Raw genomic sequence first — 13,722 nt, 5'->3', positions numbered from 1 at the left:
ACCGCCCGCGTCAGTATTCGACGCGGGCGGTTCTGTTTCATGGCCGAGGATTATCCGGCCGCCGTCGTGCCGAGGTCGAAACGGGCGGTTGGCGTTCGGAAATTTCAGCGGATGTAGGCTTCGGTTACATAGCGACGCATCATGACGTGAGTGTTGAAATAGTAGGCATTCTTGCCGATGGCGTTTTTCATGACCCGAATCCAGCCCGGGCGGTCCTGATAATAGAGGGGCATGATGACCTTTTCAAGTTTGTTGTAGAGGTTTTCCATGTCGTCGGCGCTGTGATTCTCGGTAACCGAGGTTTCCGTCGCCGGCGGGCCGATGGACCAGCCGGTGACCCCTTCGATGTGCCCTTCGATCCACCAGCCGTCGAGGACGCTGAAATTGGGAACGCCGTTGAGCGCCGCCTTCATACCGCTGGTTCCCGAAGCTTCGAGGGGGCGGATCGGGGTATTGAGCCAGAGATCGACCCCGGGGATGAGCTGGAAGGCGACTTCCATGTTGTAATTGGGCAGATAGACGACCTCGATCTTGCCGCGCAACTGCTCGCCGTCGTGGATGATGTGCTCGATCATGCGCTTGCCTGGTTCGTCTTGGGGATGGGCCTTGCCGCCGAAAATCAGCTGGAGCTTGCCGCCGCCGATACGTACCAGCCGCTCCAGATCGCTGAAAATCAGATCGCCCCGCTTGTAGGTGGCCGCGCGCCGGGCAAAGCCGATGGTCAGCAGATCGGGGTTGAGACGGCGCCCGGTCGTCTCTTCAATATACTGGAAGAGAAAGGCTTTGGCACCGCAGTGAGCGTCCCAGACCTCCTCGTCGGGGATGTTGTCGACTCGCACCAGCAGTTCCGGCTCATGCGCCCAGCTGGGGATGTACTTGTTGAAGAGGCTGACGAAGAAGGGCGACGCCCAAGTAAAGGCGTGAATGCCGTTGTTGATGGCGTGGATCTCGAAACCGGGAAAGAGGTTCTGGGAAATCTGCCCGTGTTTTTTCGCTACGCCGTTGACGTAGCTGCTCAGATTGAGGGCGAGCATGGTCATGTTGAGCTCGTTCGCTCCAGCCAGCTCCTTCAGCAGCCCCATGGGCACCGGTTCCCCCAGCACCCGCCGGGCCAGATCATAGGAGAAACGGTCGTGTCCGGCCGCTACCGGCGTGTGGGTGGTAAAGACGCATTGCTCGATGACCCGATGGGTATCCCAGGCGGCGCGCTCGTCCCAGGTACTTTCCAGGGGGTGACGGGCGCGGTCAAGCAGTTCCAGGGTCAGAAAGGCGGCATGCCCTTCGTTCATGTGATATTTCTTGATGGTAAAACCGAGAGCGTCGAGGATGCGGGCGCCGCCGATGCCGAGGACGATCTCCTGTTTGAGCCGGTAGGCGAGGTCGCCGCCGTAGAGATCGTCGGTGATATGGCGGTCGGTTTCGACGTTGCCGGGGATGTCGGTGTCGAGAAAGAGTACGGGAACGACGCCACCGGTGGGGCTTGTGACCCGGTAGAGCCAGGCCTGAACCTTGACATCACGATCCTCGATGGTCACCAGGGTTTTTGCCGGCAGCAGTTCCATGACCGCGCCGGGGTTCCAGACGACCGGGTCTTCATGTTGCCGACCCGCTTCATCCAGGCTCTGGCGAAAATAGCCGTGACGGCTGACCAGGGTCACCGCCACCAGCGGCAGTTTTAAATCGGCGGCGCTTTTGATGGTGTCGCCGGCGAGCACACCGAGCCCGCCGCTATAAGTCGGAATATCGGCGGAGATTCCGATTTCCATGGAAAAATAGGCGATGCGCGGTTCCTGGGTGAAACGCTTCCACGTGTGCATGAGTCCTCCCATCCGTCTGGTCGATAACACTATAATGCTAGCAAAAATCGCCGCCGATGCCAGGTTTTCCCCAGTCTTTTCCAGCGACTTTGGTCTTGAAAAAGGGCGCCGCCTGTGGGAGAGTTCTGCGACGTGCCTCGCTCACCCCGGCCCCGGAGCTCGCGAACCGATTCATGTATCTGGATTTTTACGGCTTTCAGGAAAAACCTTTCACCCTCACGCCGAATCCCCGGTTCGTCTATCTGAGCCGGAATCACCGGGAAGTTCTCGCCCATCTGCTCTATGGCATCGAGGACGGCTGCGGCTTCATCGCTATCACCGGCGAGGTCGGCACCGGCAAGACCACGGTGCTGCGGGCCCTCCTTGAAGATCTCGATAACGACCGCCATCGCCTGGCCTTCATCTTCAATCCCAGCGTCAGCGCCCTCGATCTGCTGCGGGCGATTCAGCGTGAATTCGCCATCGAAGGTCCGGCCGCTGAAGCCGGGGATCTGCTCCATCTGCTCAACGAGTTTCTGCTGCGGCAGCGACGGGAAGGGCGTACCGTGGTTCTGGTCATCGACGAGGCCCAGCATCTCGATCCGGCGGTCCTAGAACAGATCCGCCTTCTTTCCAATCTCGAAACCCAGACCGACAAGCTTATTCAGATCGTCCTCGTCGGCCAGCCCGAACTTGGGGCACTGCTCAGGCGACGCACCATGCGTCAACTCAATCAACGCATCTGTGTGCGCTATCATCTTGGCACCATGGATCTGAAGGACACCTGCGAATATGTGCGTCATCGCCTGCGCGTTGCCGGCGGCGACGAGGAGATCTTCACTCCTGCCGCGCTCAGGAAGATCTACCGCTTTTCGGGGGGATTGCCGCGCCTCATTAACCTGGCCTGCGGCCGAGCACTGCTTTTGGGCTATGCCCGAGAACAGCGGATGATTACTGCGAAGATGGCGGACCAGGCCATCGGCGAGTTGAGCGAGCCGGGGCAGCGTGGGTGGCGGCGACTATGTTTCTGGAGATGGTAAGGCGGCTTTTTGCGGCGGGGTTTTTCAGGAAATCTTGAGCAGAGATAAAAGCGATGAGTTCGATTCTGAAAGCGTTGAAAAAACTTGAAAACGAACGGCATAAGCCGCCGGTCGGGCAGAGCCCTCTATCGCGGGAAATTTTCGAGGGAATGTCTCGGGCGGAAGTGTCCAGTCGTTCCCGTTCACCCTTGCTGCTGGTTCTTATCGCCCTGCTCCTTGCGGGGAGCGGATTGGCTGTGTGGCTGGGGCGGCAGAACCTGCCGGCAGAGCAGCGCATCGTCGAACATGTGCAAACGCCGGTGCCTATGCCCTCCGGCTCTAAAGGATCTTTACCCAGTTTCTTCTCCCCCCTTGAACCGATCAAGGATCCCGAACCGCCTGTTGTCCCGCTCTCACACGAACTTGCGGAGTCATTCCCGTCGGTTCCGCCCAAGGAGGCTTCCGCGCCAGTCCTCGAGGCTTTGCCCCCTGCCGTGGTGAAGTCCTCCGTCCCGCAGCTCCGAACCAAGGAACCGGTCGCAAAAGCCGTGACGACGGCCAAGGCTCCCGTTGTTGAACCACCGCAGGAGGCGGTTTCTTCAGTGGGAAAATCCTCGGTCAGAAACGCTCCTCTAGCAACTCTCGTTGTCAAGGCAAAGCCGGTGCGTCCGGTCGTCCGACAACTCCCGTTTCCCACTCCCGTCCGTGCCACCTCAGCCCCGGTCGCCATCGCTTCCCGCACTCCCGGCTGGGTTCTGCCCGGCGCTGAAAAAGCCCTTCCGCCGGAATTGCGGGTCAGCGAAATTCACTACAAACCTGCCGCCCAGGACCGTCTCGCGGTGGTCAACGACCTGCCGGTGCTCGAAGGGGTAGATATCGACGGCGCGCGGGTCGACCGCATTTTCAAAGATCGCATCCGTTTCGTCTGCAACGGTCGCTATCTCGAAGTCAAAGTAGCGGCGCCCCAACCCTGACTCAACCAACCCCGTTCCCAGCTTCCCTCCACCTCGTTCAGTTACAATTTCTCTGAAAACAGAAAGGGGAGCCGATTGCAGGCTCCCCTTTCTGTTTTCAGACTGAACTGCTTAAAAAAACTACTTGATGTGGCACTCGGAGCACTTGACCGGGCCGGCACCTTTTTCCTGATGGCAGCCTTTGCAGGTGGCATGGGCTTTGTCCTTGCCCATATCGAGGGCGCCGGGCTCGCTTTCGCCGTGGCAGAGGGCACAGTCGAAGGCTTCGGAGTGAACTTTGTGATTGAAAGTGACCTTGCCGTAGGTATTTTCAATGACAATGCTGTCACCGGAAGCGGCTTCGGTAACGGCGGCGGCGGTTTCTGCGGCGGCCTGGGTGGCTTCTGCGGCTTTCTCCTCGACGGCGGTGGCGACTTCGGCAGCCTTTTCCTCGGTGGCGGCTACCGCGCCGGCAACGGCAGCGGCGCCGGCGGCGACGACTTCCTTGCCCGCTTCGGCGGCCTGCTCAACAGCAGCGGCGGGAGCCTCGGCGACTTCGGCGGCCTGCTCGGTCACCGCTTGAGCGGCTTCTTCAGTCGCGGTGGCGACTTCGGCGACTTTTTCCTCGGCCTGGGCGACAACTTCGGCAGTTTTTTCTTCCGCCTGGGCGACAACTTGGGCGGCTTTCTCGGTTACGGCTTCAGTGGCCGGTTCGGCAGCTTTTTCAGGAGCGGCTACCGCAGCCGTTTCCGGTGCCGGCGTTTGGGCCTCCTCTTTTTTACTACAGGCCACAAATGACATGGACGCAACCAATAAACCGACAAGCAGGGCAGTTCTTTTCATCTACTCTCTCCTTTTTTGTCTTGTTAGGGTTGATTTGCAATGGTAGGCATTCTACCATTAAATTTTTTTTGGACAACCGTTTCTTGTCTTGCCAGGGAGAAGCTTAGATCATGGAAATTTTATCGGACGATCAGTGTTTTGTTTGCGGACCTGCCAACTCACATGGGTTGCACGCGGATTTTATCGTGGATAAAGAAGAACATCGCGCTCATTGCACGCTACCTATCCCCAGCAGATTTCAAGGGTGGCAGGGGCTGGTTCATGGGGGAATTCTCGCGGCGCTTCTGGACGAAGCCGGTATATATGCCTGCCGCGCAACCGGCGAGCATTTTGTCACAGCAGAACTGACAGTCAAGTATAAATTACCCGTTCCGGTTGAGACCGAACTTCTTATTTCCGCCGAAGTTCTTGAACAAAAAAGAAAAATCTATTTCGTCCAGGCCCGGATCGAAGCCGGAGGCAAAGTCTTGGCCGAATCGACTTCACGAATTTTTGAGATCTCATCCAAAGGTTGAACCCCTTTTTCAGCCTAGAATAGGAGCCTGCGAGCCGGGATTCATCGTGAAGAGGATCCTTTCGAAAAAAATCCGGCATTTTTTCTTGACTGCCCCGGGCTTCTCTGTTAAAAACAGCTTCCGTTCTTGGGGTGTCGCCAAGCGGTAAGGCAACGGACTCTGACTCCGTCATCCCTAGGTTCGAATCCTAGCACCCCAGCCAAGGATATTCAGCGGTTACCGCTCGAAACAATTTATGCGCTCATCGTCTAGCCCGGCCTAGGACACCGGCCTTTCACGCCGGCGACAGGGGTTCGAATCCCCTTGGGCGTACCACCCTGGAGGTGGAGCTTGTCAAAAGCTCCACCTCTCATTTTTTTTAAGGAGGTAGCCTTGACCGTTGAGGAAGCGGAATGGGAAGCCCGGTGCCGCCGTTGCGGTCGCTGCTGTTTCGAAAAGATCGAATACGAGGGGGTGATCTACTACACGGATATTCCCTGTGAGAAACTCGATCTGCAGACCCGCCTTTGTACCGTTTACCCCGACCGTATCCATGCCCGCCCCGGCTGTACTCCCCTGACCCCCGAAATCGTCCAACTTGGAGTCCTCCCAGCCGACTGCCCCTATGTGGAAGGCGTGAAGGACTATATTGCCCCCAAACTCTTCGGCGAAGCCGAATTGCCCGATCTGGATGGGGAATAGGCACAGATGGAAAAGGCCGGATCGACAAAGATCCGGCCTTTTCCTTTTTTATCCTACCTCGTTGTATTCCCTTTCGCGAAACTTCACTCCCAATTCCTTGGCGATGGCACGGCAGGCGGCGACGTCGATCCCCGGCAGCGTCACCACCGTGGCGATGACCTCGGGGATGTGTGCCGACGCCCGCCGCAAGAACTCTTTGACCCCTGGGTAGGCCCGTTCCCCGAAGGGGGAACGGCAGATCCGCAGATAGGTTTCGCTGTCGGCGGCGTTGAGGGAGACGGAGATCGTGTCGACCAGTCCGGCGAGTTCCGGCAGGATGTCGCGCCCATACACGAGATTGGCCTGACCGTCGCTGTTGACACGGACCTTCACTCCTTGCTGGTGCAGCCAGGCGGCGACTTCCTTGACCAGATCAAGACGCAGCAGGGGCTCGCCGTAACCGCAGAATACCACCTCCGAATATCGGGTTGGATCGCCGATCGCTCGGATGACCTCGGTGAAGTCGGGTTCGTGATCGAGCTTCAGGGCATGTCCCTTGACCACGAATTCCTTGAATTTAGCGCAGAAGGTACAGGCATTGGAACAGCGGTTGGTCAGGTTGAGATAGAGAGAATCGCGGATACGGTAGGCGATCTTGCCGCTCTGGTCGATATCGCCGATGCCGAAGAGCTTGCAGGCGTTGCGACTGGTGATGCGGGCGACATCTTCAAGGCTTAAGCCTTTGATTTCGGCGATCATCGCTGCCGTGTGACGGATGTAGGCCGGTTCATTGCGTTTGCCGCGAAAGGCCTGCGGGGCGAGATAGGGGCAGTCGGTTTCCACCAGCAGATGATCGATGGGGATGGCGCGCACCACCTCGCGAGCCGCATCATTTTTCGGATAGGTGATGGTTCCGGGAAAGGAAAGATAGAAGCCGAGATCGAGACAGGCGCGGGCCATGGTCGTATCGCCGCTGAAACAATGCAGTACGCCGCCCACCTCGGCGGCCCCTTCCTCGCGCAGGATCGCCAGAACTTCGTCGTGGGCATCCCGGTCGTGAACGATGATCGGCTTTTTCACGTGCCGGGCCAAGGCGATCTGGCGGCGGAAGGCAAGGCGCTGCGTATCCCGGGGGGCGCGGTCGCGATAGAAGTCGAGACCGATTTCGCCGACGGCGACAACCTTTTCCGATTGTTGCAACAGCTTCGCCAGGAAGGCGAGTCCCGCGTCATCCGCTTGGGGGGCGTCGTGGGGATGAATGCCTACGGCGGCAAAGACCTGGGCATGGGCCGCGGATAAACGGACGTTGGCCGCGGAGCTCTCCAGGTCGCAGCCGACGCTGAGAATTCGGGAAATGCCCTGCTCTAAGGCGCGCGCTATGACTGCATCCCGGTCCTCGTCGAACTGGGCGTGATCAAGATGGGCGTGGGTGTCGATCAGCAGGGGCAGGGGCTCTGGCATGGTTCTTCTCCAAAAAAGGAATGGGGCGCGGCGCGCCCCATTCCGGACAAGGGGATGGCTGGAACCGGGATTATTCCGTCACGATGCGCGGGAAGAGGGGAGCAGCTTTGGCGACCTGGGTTCCTGGCACCAGTTGTCCCCAGGCGTCGTTACCGTCAAGTCGCAGCTCCTGCCGGGGGATGCCCAGGGTGGCGAGGATCGAGGCACCGGTTTCGGGCATGAAAGGAGCAACCAGCAGGGCAATGATCCGGGTGCCTTCGAGTAGGTTGTACATGACCGTGGCCAGGCGCGGACGCAGGCTCTCCTCCTTGGCCAGGGCCCAGGGGGCGGTTTCGTCGATATACTTGTTGGCGGCGCCGACCAGTTCCCAGATGGCCTGCAAAGCCTTGTTGAAAGCCAGTTCGTTCATCAGTTCGTCGACGGCGGTGATGGCGGCGGGAAAGCGCCGGATGAAGGCATCGTCCACCGCGTCGTCGGTTGCCGGCGCCGGCAGGGTTCCCCCGAAATATTTGCCGAGCATGGCCGTGGAGCGGCTGACCAGATTGCCGAGGTCGTTGGCCAGGTCGGAGTTGATGCGGTTGACCAGGGCGGCGTGGGAAAAGTCGCCGTCGAGGCCGAAGGGGACTTCCCGCAGCAGGAAGTAGCGGATGGCGTCGACACCATACTTGTCGATGAGCATGTTCGGCTCGACGACGTTGCGCAGGCTCTTGCTCATCTTCTGCCCCTCCACCGTCCACCAGCCGTGGGCGAAGACCTTCTTCGGCAGGGGCAACCCGGCGGCGAGGAGGAAGGTCGGCCAGTAGACGGTATGGAAACGGAGAATGTCCTTGCCGATGACATGGGCATCCGCCGGCCAGAACTTGGCGAAATTTCCCTCGGCGTCGTCGGGGAAGCCGAGGGCGGTGATGTAGTTGGTCAGGGCATCGAACCAGACGTAGATGACGTGACGATCGTTGCCCGGCACCGGGATTCCCCAGGAGAAGGTGGTGCGGGAGATGGAAAGATCGCGCAGTCCTTCCTTGAGAAAGCTGATGATCTCATTGCGCCGTCCCCGTGGCTGGATGAAGTCGGGATTGGCCTCAATGTGGTCAAGAAGCGCCTGCTGATATTTGCTCATGCGAAAAAAGTACGATTCTTCCTTGAGCTTTTCCGTGGGACGCCCGCAGTCGGGGCAGGCGCCGTTGATCAGCTGGGTTTCGGTCCAGAAGGTTTCGCAGGGGGTACAGTACCAGTCCTCGTATTCACCGAGAAAGATATCCCCCTTGGCCTCGATGCGCCGGAAGAGTTCGGAAACCCCCTTTTTGTGCCGTTCCTGGGTGGTACGGATGAAGTCGGTGTTGGAGATATTCAGTTTCTCCCACAGGGCCTGAAAGCGTTTGACCACCCGGTCGGCCAACTCCAGCGGCGTTTCCCCGGCGGCGATGGCGGCTTTTTCAACCTTCTGGCCATGTTCGTCGGTGCCGGTGAGAAAAAAGACCTCATAGTTGCGCGCCCGCTTGTAACGGGCAAGAACGTCGCAGGCCAGGGTCGTGTAGGCATGCCCGATATGCGGAACATCGTTCACATAGTAAATGGGCGTGGTAATGTAGAAACGTCTGTCCATGAGGCGTTCTCCTTGGCTTATTTGCGACGGGGGCGGCGCCGGCTGCGACTCCGCTTGCGACTGGTTTTCGCGGCTTCTTCGCCTTCGGCCGGCGGATCCTGGGGCTTGACTTCGGCGGGCGGGGCCGGTTTGGCGGGCTTGGGCGGCGGATTCGCCGGCGCGGCGGCGGATGGGGGGTGACTTTCGCCACGTCCCGACCGGCTGCGTCCCGAGGGGGCCGGGCGATTGCGACGCGAGGTTTCCTCACCCAGAACCGGAGTCGGACCCTTACCCTGTTCAATCTGGTCGGCGGTGACGGAGACGCTGCGGCCATCTTCGAGGCGCACGAGCACCTTCTGGCGCAGCACATCCTGATTGACGACCTCGCCCTTGATCCCGTCGAGCTGAACTTTACGGCCGCACTTGGGCAGGCTTTTCTTGAGTCCGCAGTAGGTATCGAATTCGTAGCTCAGACAGCAGAGCAATCGGCCGCACTGACCGGAAATCTTGGTCGGATTGAGGGCCAGTCCCTGCTCCTTGGCCATGCGCACCGAAACCGGCGTGAATTCGGTGAGAAAAGTACAGCAGCAGAGCTCCCGGCCGCAGATGCCGATACCGCCGATCAACTTGGCCTCGTCGCGTACGCCGATCTGGCGCATCTCGATGCGGGTGTGGAAATGATGCGCCAGATCCTTGACCAGCTCACGGAAGTCGACACGGCCATCGGCGGTAAAATAAAAGATGATTTTCGAACCGTCAAAGAGATACTCGGCTCGCACCAGTTTCATCTCCATGGTCCGCTTCTGGATGCGTTCCTGACAGAAGATGTAAGCCTCCCGCTCCCGGGCGACGTTGGCCTGGGCCATGGCCAGATCGTCGTCGCCGGCGATCCGGATCACGTTTTTGAGATCGGCGGGAAGCTGGTCTTCAGGGCGTTCTTCCGGCGGAGCCACCACCGTGGCCAATGCCCGCCCCCGGTCGGTTTCGACCACAACTCGATCACCCTTGGCCAGTTCGAGATCAAGGGGGTTGAAGAAGTAATGTTTTCCGGCATCGCGGAATTTCAGGGAAACGATTCTCGGCATGGGGTATGCGAACCTTCCGGTTGAATTTTGATCAGGCGGCCAGCCGCATCAGCAGCACTTCCACGGCCAGCTGGCGATTGACGTTGCGTTCCAGGTGACGACGGCCGGCTTCGATGGCGTCGAGCTTGGTCAGGAGTGAGGGGAGACTCTCCCGGGATGCGACTCGCCGGATTTTTTCAGCCAGGTCGATGTTGACCAGTTCATCTTCCGGTCGACCTTGCCGGTAAAGGAGCAGATCCCGGTAAAAGGCCTGAAAGATATCGAGAATCTCGAAGAGCCGGTCCTTTTCCTCGGCCAGGGTGTTCGCCAGTTCGAAGAGGGGGAGAACCCGGCTGGGCGCCAGAGCGGTCAGGGACTTGAGCAGTTCGCGACGCTTTTCCAGGTAGAGATCGCGATCCTTGCCTAGGGCCTTCTTGAAACTCCCCTCGGATAAAGCCGCCAGGATGTGCCCCTGGGTGGGATCGAGTTCCATGCGTTCCAGCAGTACCTCTTTGATCCGTGCCTGGGGCAGGCGGGTAAAAGGGAGACGCTGGCAACGGGAACGGATGGTACTCAGGATGCTTTCGGGGCGGCTGCTGAGCAAGATTAGCAGGGCGTCGCCGCTCGGTTCTTCCAGAGTCTTGAGCAGGGAGTTGGCCGCCGCCGCGTTCATCCGTTCGGCGCCGTCGATCAGGCAGACCTTGCGCGGCCCTTCCAGGGGGCGGAAGGTCAGTTCTTTCTGCAGGGCCCGCACCTGCTCAATCTTGATCGTCTGGCCATCGGCTTCGAGAATATGCAGGTCGGGGTGGTTATGATGGTCAATTTTGCGGCAGGCCGGGCAACGGCCGCAGCCTGTTCCCTCGGCACAAAAGAGGGCGCGGACGAGAGCGGTGGCCATGAGCCGCTTGCCGACCCCCTCGGGTCCTTCGAAGAGATAAGCATGGGCGAGGCGACCGTGAGCAAGAGCCCGCCGGAGAATATCCTTTTGCCGCTCGTGGCCGATAATCTGGCTGAAGGTCATGGTTTCTCGCCCCGTTTCACCAAAAAAGCGTCGAGCATCCCATCGATCCGCTCCGTCACGATTTCGATTTTCCCCGAAGCGTCGACGATACGAAAGCGCTCCTGCTCTTCGGCGAGTTTCCGGTAAGCGGCGCGCACCCGCTCGTGAAAGGCCAGGGTTTCCGCCTCAAAACGTCCTTCGTGGGCGGTTCCGTGCTGATGATTGCGGCCGATAGCGCGGCGCAGTCCTTCTTCCACCGGCAGGTCGAGAAGGAAGGTGAGATCGGGCTGAAGGCCGGCGGTAGCGATCCGGTTTAAGGGTTCGATGATGGCCATCGGCAACTCCCGTCCTCCTCCCTGGTAGGCAAGGGTGGCGTCGCTGAAACGGTCGCAGAGCACCCAGGTGCCCCGACGCAGGGCCGGAAGGATGACTTCCTCCACATGCTGGGCGCGGGCCGCCGCGTAGAGGAGGAGTTCCGCCCGGGGAACCAAGGCGGCGTTGGCCGGATTGAGGAGAATCCGGCGAATGGCGTCGGAAATGGCGCAACCGCCCGGCTCACGGGTCGCCAGTACCGGGATCCTCCGGGCGGCCAGACGCGCCGTCAGGGCCGCGATCTGGGTCGATTTGCCGCAGCCTTCGCCGCCCTCGAACGTGATAAAAAAGGCCATCGATTCCAATCTTCCCGTAAAATCGCCGTATTATAGAAAGCTGCCGGGGAAGAATCAAGGGAAACCTGTATTCACGCGGTTTTCCGGAGAATCCCGGGTTGACCTTTGCAAGCGCCCGGTGTAAAACAGCCGCATGCCGAAAACAGTTGCCAATTCAGACTCTTGGGCGCTGATTTATTCCCGCCGTTTTGATGACTTCAGTTTTGGGGAAGACCATCCCTTCAAGGTCGCGCGCTACCGACTGACCTATGAACTCATGCGCATCCTCGGCCTGCTGGAGTTGCCTGGCGTGCGCCAAGTCGAGTGCCCCTTCGCACCGGAGGAGTTGCTGAGCGGTTTTCACGCGCCCGGCTATCTGGCGACACTCAAGGAATTCAGCCGTGACAGCACCCCCCGGGCAAATTTTCGCTATGGTCTGGGAGATGTGGAAAATCCTGTTTTCCAGGGCGTTTACGAGTGGTCGCTGCTCGGTTGCGGCGGGACTCTGGAGGCCGCCCGTCAGGTCGTTGACGAGGGCTGCCGGGTCGCGTTTTCCCTGGCCGGCGGCTATCATCATGCCCACGCCGCCCGCGCTTCCGGATTCAGCTATCTCAACGACGCGGTGATCGCCATTCAGCAACTGGTGCACCGGGGACTGCGGGTTGCCTATGTGGATATAGACGCCCATCATGGCGACGGTGTGCAGGAGGCCTTTTATACCAGTAACCGGGTGCTGACCATCTCTCTGCACGAGTCCGGCGAGAACTTCTTCCCCCAGACCGGCTTCCCTCAGGAACTTGGGGAAGGGGAGGGATACGGCTATTCGGTGAATCTCCCCTTTCGCGCCCACTCCGATGACTTGATTTTCGAACAGGGCTTTCGCAGTGTGGTACTCCCGATGCTGAAGGCTTTTGCCCCCGACGTGCTGGTGACCCAGATGGGCGTCGATACCCTGCGCACCGATCCTCTCAGCCGCCTGGAAATGACCACCGGGGTCATCGAATACGCCGCCCGGGAGTTTCTCGCCACCGGCCTGCCCTGGGTCTGCATCGGCGGCGGCGGCTACGAAAAGCTCAATGTGGCCCGTGCCTGGGCACTGCTCTGGGCCACTATCGTCGGCGTCGAGGTTCCCGACCATCTTCCTGAAGACTTCGTCGCCCTGATTCGTGATCTGGGCTACGCCGACACGCGCTTGCGCGATCTGCCGCACTTGGCCCAACCCAATGATTTCGCCCGCGCCCAAGAGGCTCTGGAAAAGAATCTGCGGATACTTGAACGCAAGCTCTTTCCCCTGCACAGCATTCCCTCTGGAGGTGGGCGATGAATGCCGCTGGCGGCCATCTGCTCGATCCCGACGGCTTTCCCCTTTTCAGCCTGAAGGACATCAACCGCCTTCCTTTCGAGGTGAAGGAGGGGATCTATCGCCGCCTCGTTCCCGAGGCGGTCTTCGAGCGCTTCCCTATCGACCGGGCGACGGGAGCCGGTCCCGACGGACGGAGATCCATCACCACCATCTGTCCCGACGGCATCGGCCTGTTGCGCATCGAGGTCCGACGCGACCCCGGGGACCGCGATTGCCTCTTTTTCGTGGAGGTCGCGGATACTCCTTTCCGGCAGATCGAGCTGAGTTTCTGCCTAATCAACGACCCCGACGGACCCCGCTTCGACATCGACCGCGACGAGCAGGGGCGGGACAACTGTTTCGGCACCTTGCGCCGCAATCGCGACGAAGAGATCAAAGCCATGACCGCCGGCCTTTCTCCCAATCAGGTGCGGCGCGGACTCAAGATGTTTTCCGGTTTTTTTCGCCAATTCGAGGCCTTCGTCGCTTCCCTGGGCGTCGACATCATCGTCGCCGAACCCCTCTCCTACAGCAATGCCATTCGCTATGAACGCTACGGTTTCGACTACGTCACCGGCAAGCAACTGATGCTCTGGATCAATCAGGAATTCCACCCTGGCGGCGAGCTCTTCCGGCGCCTCGACGGCTCGACCCCCTTCCGGCAACCGGGTATGGAAAAGACTGTGCGCGGTCGCAGCTGGGCAATTCACGACGGCATTCTCCCTTGTCCCTGGGATGAGGTAAAAATCTACAAGACCGTCGGCGTGAACGCGGGAATCGACACCTTTCCGGAACGTTTGTTCTGATCGAAAATCTCTCATTCACCACTTTAAGGATTTA

13 protein-coding genes and 2 tRNA genes are annotated in these 13,722 nt (G+C 59.8%); 8 read left to right on the top strand and 7 right to left on the bottom strand.

Going from position 1 to position 13,722, the window contains the following annotated elements:
• Nucleotides 1-104: 104 nt before the first annotated feature.
• On the bottom strand, nucleotides 105-1,817 hold the full coding sequence (glgP, locus tag RBR25_RS02985; RefSeq protein ID WP_432818042.1) for an alpha-glucan family phosphorylase: 1,713 nt from the start codon (nucleotides 1,815-1,817) through the stop codon (nucleotides 105-107).
• Between the two features lie 173 nt (nucleotides 1,818-1,990).
• Here glgP and RBR25_RS02980 point away from each other — a divergent pair, with 173 nt between their 5' ends.
• Both RBR25_RS02980 and RBR25_RS02975 read left to right on the top strand, forming a co-directional pair.
• Nucleotides 1,991-2,836, top strand: coding sequence for an ExeA family protein (locus tag RBR25_RS02980; protein WP_432818041.1), 846 nt, complete (start codon nucleotides 1,991-1,993; stop codon nucleotides 2,834-2,836).
• A 53-nt stretch (nucleotides 2,837-2,889) separates the two neighbouring features.
• Nucleotides 2,890-3,789: a hypothetical protein gene (locus RBR25_RS02975; RefSeq protein WP_432818040.1), complete on the top strand. Its 900-nt coding sequence runs from the start codon at nucleotides 2,890-2,892 to the stop codon at nucleotides 3,787-3,789.
• A 120-nt stretch (nucleotides 3,790-3,909) separates the two neighbouring features.
• On the opposite strand, the gene RBR25_RS02970 is transcribed toward RBR25_RS02975, so the two are convergent.
• Nucleotides 3,910-4,611 carry a cytochrome c3 family protein gene (locus RBR25_RS02970; RefSeq protein WP_432818039.1) on the bottom strand — a complete coding sequence of 234 codons (702 nt, stop codon included), beginning with the start codon at nucleotides 4,609-4,611 and terminating at the stop codon, nucleotides 3,910-3,912.
• A gap of 110 nt (nucleotides 4,612-4,721) precedes the next feature.
• Here RBR25_RS02970 and RBR25_RS02965 point away from each other — a divergent pair, with 110 nt between their 5' ends.
• The 4 genes from RBR25_RS02965 (at nucleotide 4,722) to RBR25_RS02950 (ending at nucleotide 5,807) form a co-directional block, all read left to right on the top strand.
• On the top strand, nucleotides 4,722-5,126 hold the full coding sequence (locus tag RBR25_RS02965; protein WP_432818038.1) for a PaaI family thioesterase: 405 nt from the start codon (nucleotides 4,722-4,724) through the stop codon (nucleotides 5,124-5,126).
• A 127-nt stretch (nucleotides 5,127-5,253) separates the two neighbouring features.
• Nucleotides 5,254-5,328 (top strand) — tRNA-Gln (locus RBR25_RS02960).
• Nucleotides 5,329-5,363: 35 nt separating this feature from the next.
• Nucleotides 5,364-5,441: transfer RNA gene (locus tag RBR25_RS02955), tRNA-Glu, on the top strand.
• Nucleotides 5,442-5,498: 57 nt separating this feature from the next.
• Nucleotides 5,499-5,807, top strand: coding sequence for a hypothetical protein (locus RBR25_RS02950; RefSeq protein ID WP_432818037.1), 309 nt, complete (start codon nucleotides 5,499-5,501; stop codon nucleotides 5,805-5,807).
• Nucleotides 5,808-5,855: 48 nt separating this feature from the next.
• On the opposite strand, the gene RBR25_RS02945 is transcribed toward RBR25_RS02950, so the two are convergent.
• The 5 genes from RBR25_RS02945 to tmk all read right to left on the bottom strand — a co-directional run bounded on the left by RBR25_RS02945 (nucleotide 5,856) and on the right by tmk (nucleotide 11,561).
• On the bottom strand, nucleotides 5,856-7,247 hold the full coding sequence (locus tag RBR25_RS02945; RefSeq protein WP_432818036.1) for a TatD family hydrolase: 1,392 nt from the start codon (nucleotides 7,245-7,247) through the stop codon (nucleotides 5,856-5,858).
• Between the two features lie 70 nt (nucleotides 7,248-7,317).
• A complete protein-coding gene (gene metG / locus RBR25_RS02940; RefSeq protein ID WP_432818035.1) occupies nucleotides 7,318-8,850 on the bottom strand; it encodes a methionine--tRNA ligase in 1,533 nt (510 codons plus the stop codon).
• A 17-nt stretch (nucleotides 8,851-8,867) separates the two neighbouring features.
• Entirely contained in the window at nucleotides 8,868-9,914 is a 1,047-nt protein-coding gene (locus RBR25_RS02935; RefSeq protein ID WP_432818034.1) for a PSP1 domain-containing protein, read from the bottom strand.
• Nucleotides 9,915-9,945: 31 nt separating this feature from the next.
• Nucleotides 9,946-10,914 (bottom strand): DNA polymerase III subunit delta', encoded by a 969-nt coding sequence (holB, locus tag RBR25_RS02930; protein ID WP_432818033.1) that lies wholly within the window; start codon nucleotides 10,912-10,914, stop codon nucleotides 9,946-9,948.
• Nucleotides 10,911-11,561, bottom strand: a complete 651-nt coding sequence (gene tmk / locus RBR25_RS02925; RefSeq protein ID WP_432818032.1) for a dTMP kinase — start codon at nucleotides 11,559-11,561, stop codon at nucleotides 10,911-10,913. Before tmk ends, holB begins: the two co-directional genes overlap by 4 nt.
• A gap of 133 nt (nucleotides 11,562-11,694) precedes the next feature.
• Here tmk and RBR25_RS02920 point away from each other — a divergent pair, with 133 nt between their 5' ends.
• Together RBR25_RS02920 and RBR25_RS02915 are read left to right on the top strand one after the other, a co-directional pair.
• The gene (locus tag RBR25_RS02920; protein ID WP_432818031.1) at nucleotides 11,695-12,864 is read left to right on the top strand and encodes an acetoin utilization protein AcuC; all 1,170 of its coding nucleotides are present in this window, start codon (nucleotides 11,695-11,697) and stop codon (nucleotides 12,862-12,864) included.
• Nucleotides 12,861-13,688: a hypothetical protein gene (locus tag RBR25_RS02915; protein WP_432818030.1), complete on the top strand. Its 828-nt coding sequence runs from the start codon at nucleotides 12,861-12,863 to the stop codon at nucleotides 13,686-13,688. The genes RBR25_RS02920 and RBR25_RS02915 overlap by 4 nt, the downstream gene beginning before the upstream one ends.
• Nucleotides 13,689-13,722: the final 34 nt, after the last annotated feature.

It is taken from the genome of Trichloromonas sp. (assembly GCF_034006665.1).
Taxonomy (GTDB): Bacteria; Desulfobacterota; Desulfuromonadia; order Desulfuromonadales; family Trichloromonadaceae; genus Trichloromonas.
Note: the sequence above shows the minus strand (reverse complement) of the source record. Positions and strands in the feature narration are given on the sequence as shown.

Coding starts and splice junctions, on each gene's coding strand:
- RBR25_RS02920 (WP_432818031.1), top strand. CDS start 11,695: ATGCCGAAAACAGTTGCCAATTCAGACTCTTGGGCGCTGATTTATTCC.
- RBR25_RS02935 (WP_432818034.1), bottom strand. CDS start 9,914: ATGCCGAGAATCGTTTCCCTGAAATTCCGCGATGCCGGAAAACATTAC.
- RBR25_RS02915 (WP_432818030.1), top strand. CDS start 12,861: ATGAATGCCGCTGGCGGCCATCTGCTCGATCCCGACGGCTTTCCCCTT.
- glgP (WP_432818042.1), bottom strand. CDS start 1,817: ATGCACACGTGGAAGCGTTTCACCCAGGAACCGCGCATCGCCTATTTT.
- tmk (WP_432818032.1), bottom strand. CDS start 11,561: ATGGCCTTTTTTATCACGTTCGAGGGCGGCGAAGGCTGCGGCAAATCG.
- metG (WP_432818035.1), bottom strand. CDS start 8,850: ATGGACAGACGTTTCTACATTACCACGCCCATTTACTATGTGAACGAT.
- holB (WP_432818033.1), bottom strand. CDS start 10,914: ATGACCTTCAGCCAGATTATCGGCCACGAGCGGCAAAAGGATATTCTC.
- RBR25_RS02980 (WP_432818041.1), top strand. CDS start 1,991: ATGTATCTGGATTTTTACGGCTTTCAGGAAAAACCTTTCACCCTCACG.
- RBR25_RS02945 (WP_432818036.1), bottom strand. CDS start 7,247: ATGCCAGAGCCCCTGCCCCTGCTGATCGACACCCACGCCCATCTTGAT.
- RBR25_RS02975 (WP_432818040.1), top strand. CDS start 2,890: ATGAGTTCGATTCTGAAAGCGTTGAAAAAACTTGAAAACGAACGGCAT.
- RBR25_RS02965 (WP_432818038.1), top strand. CDS start 4,722: ATGGAAATTTTATCGGACGATCAGTGTTTTGTTTGCGGACCTGCCAAC.
- RBR25_RS02970 (WP_432818039.1), bottom strand. CDS start 4,611: ATGAAAAGAACTGCCCTGCTTGTCGGTTTATTGGTTGCGTCCATGTCA.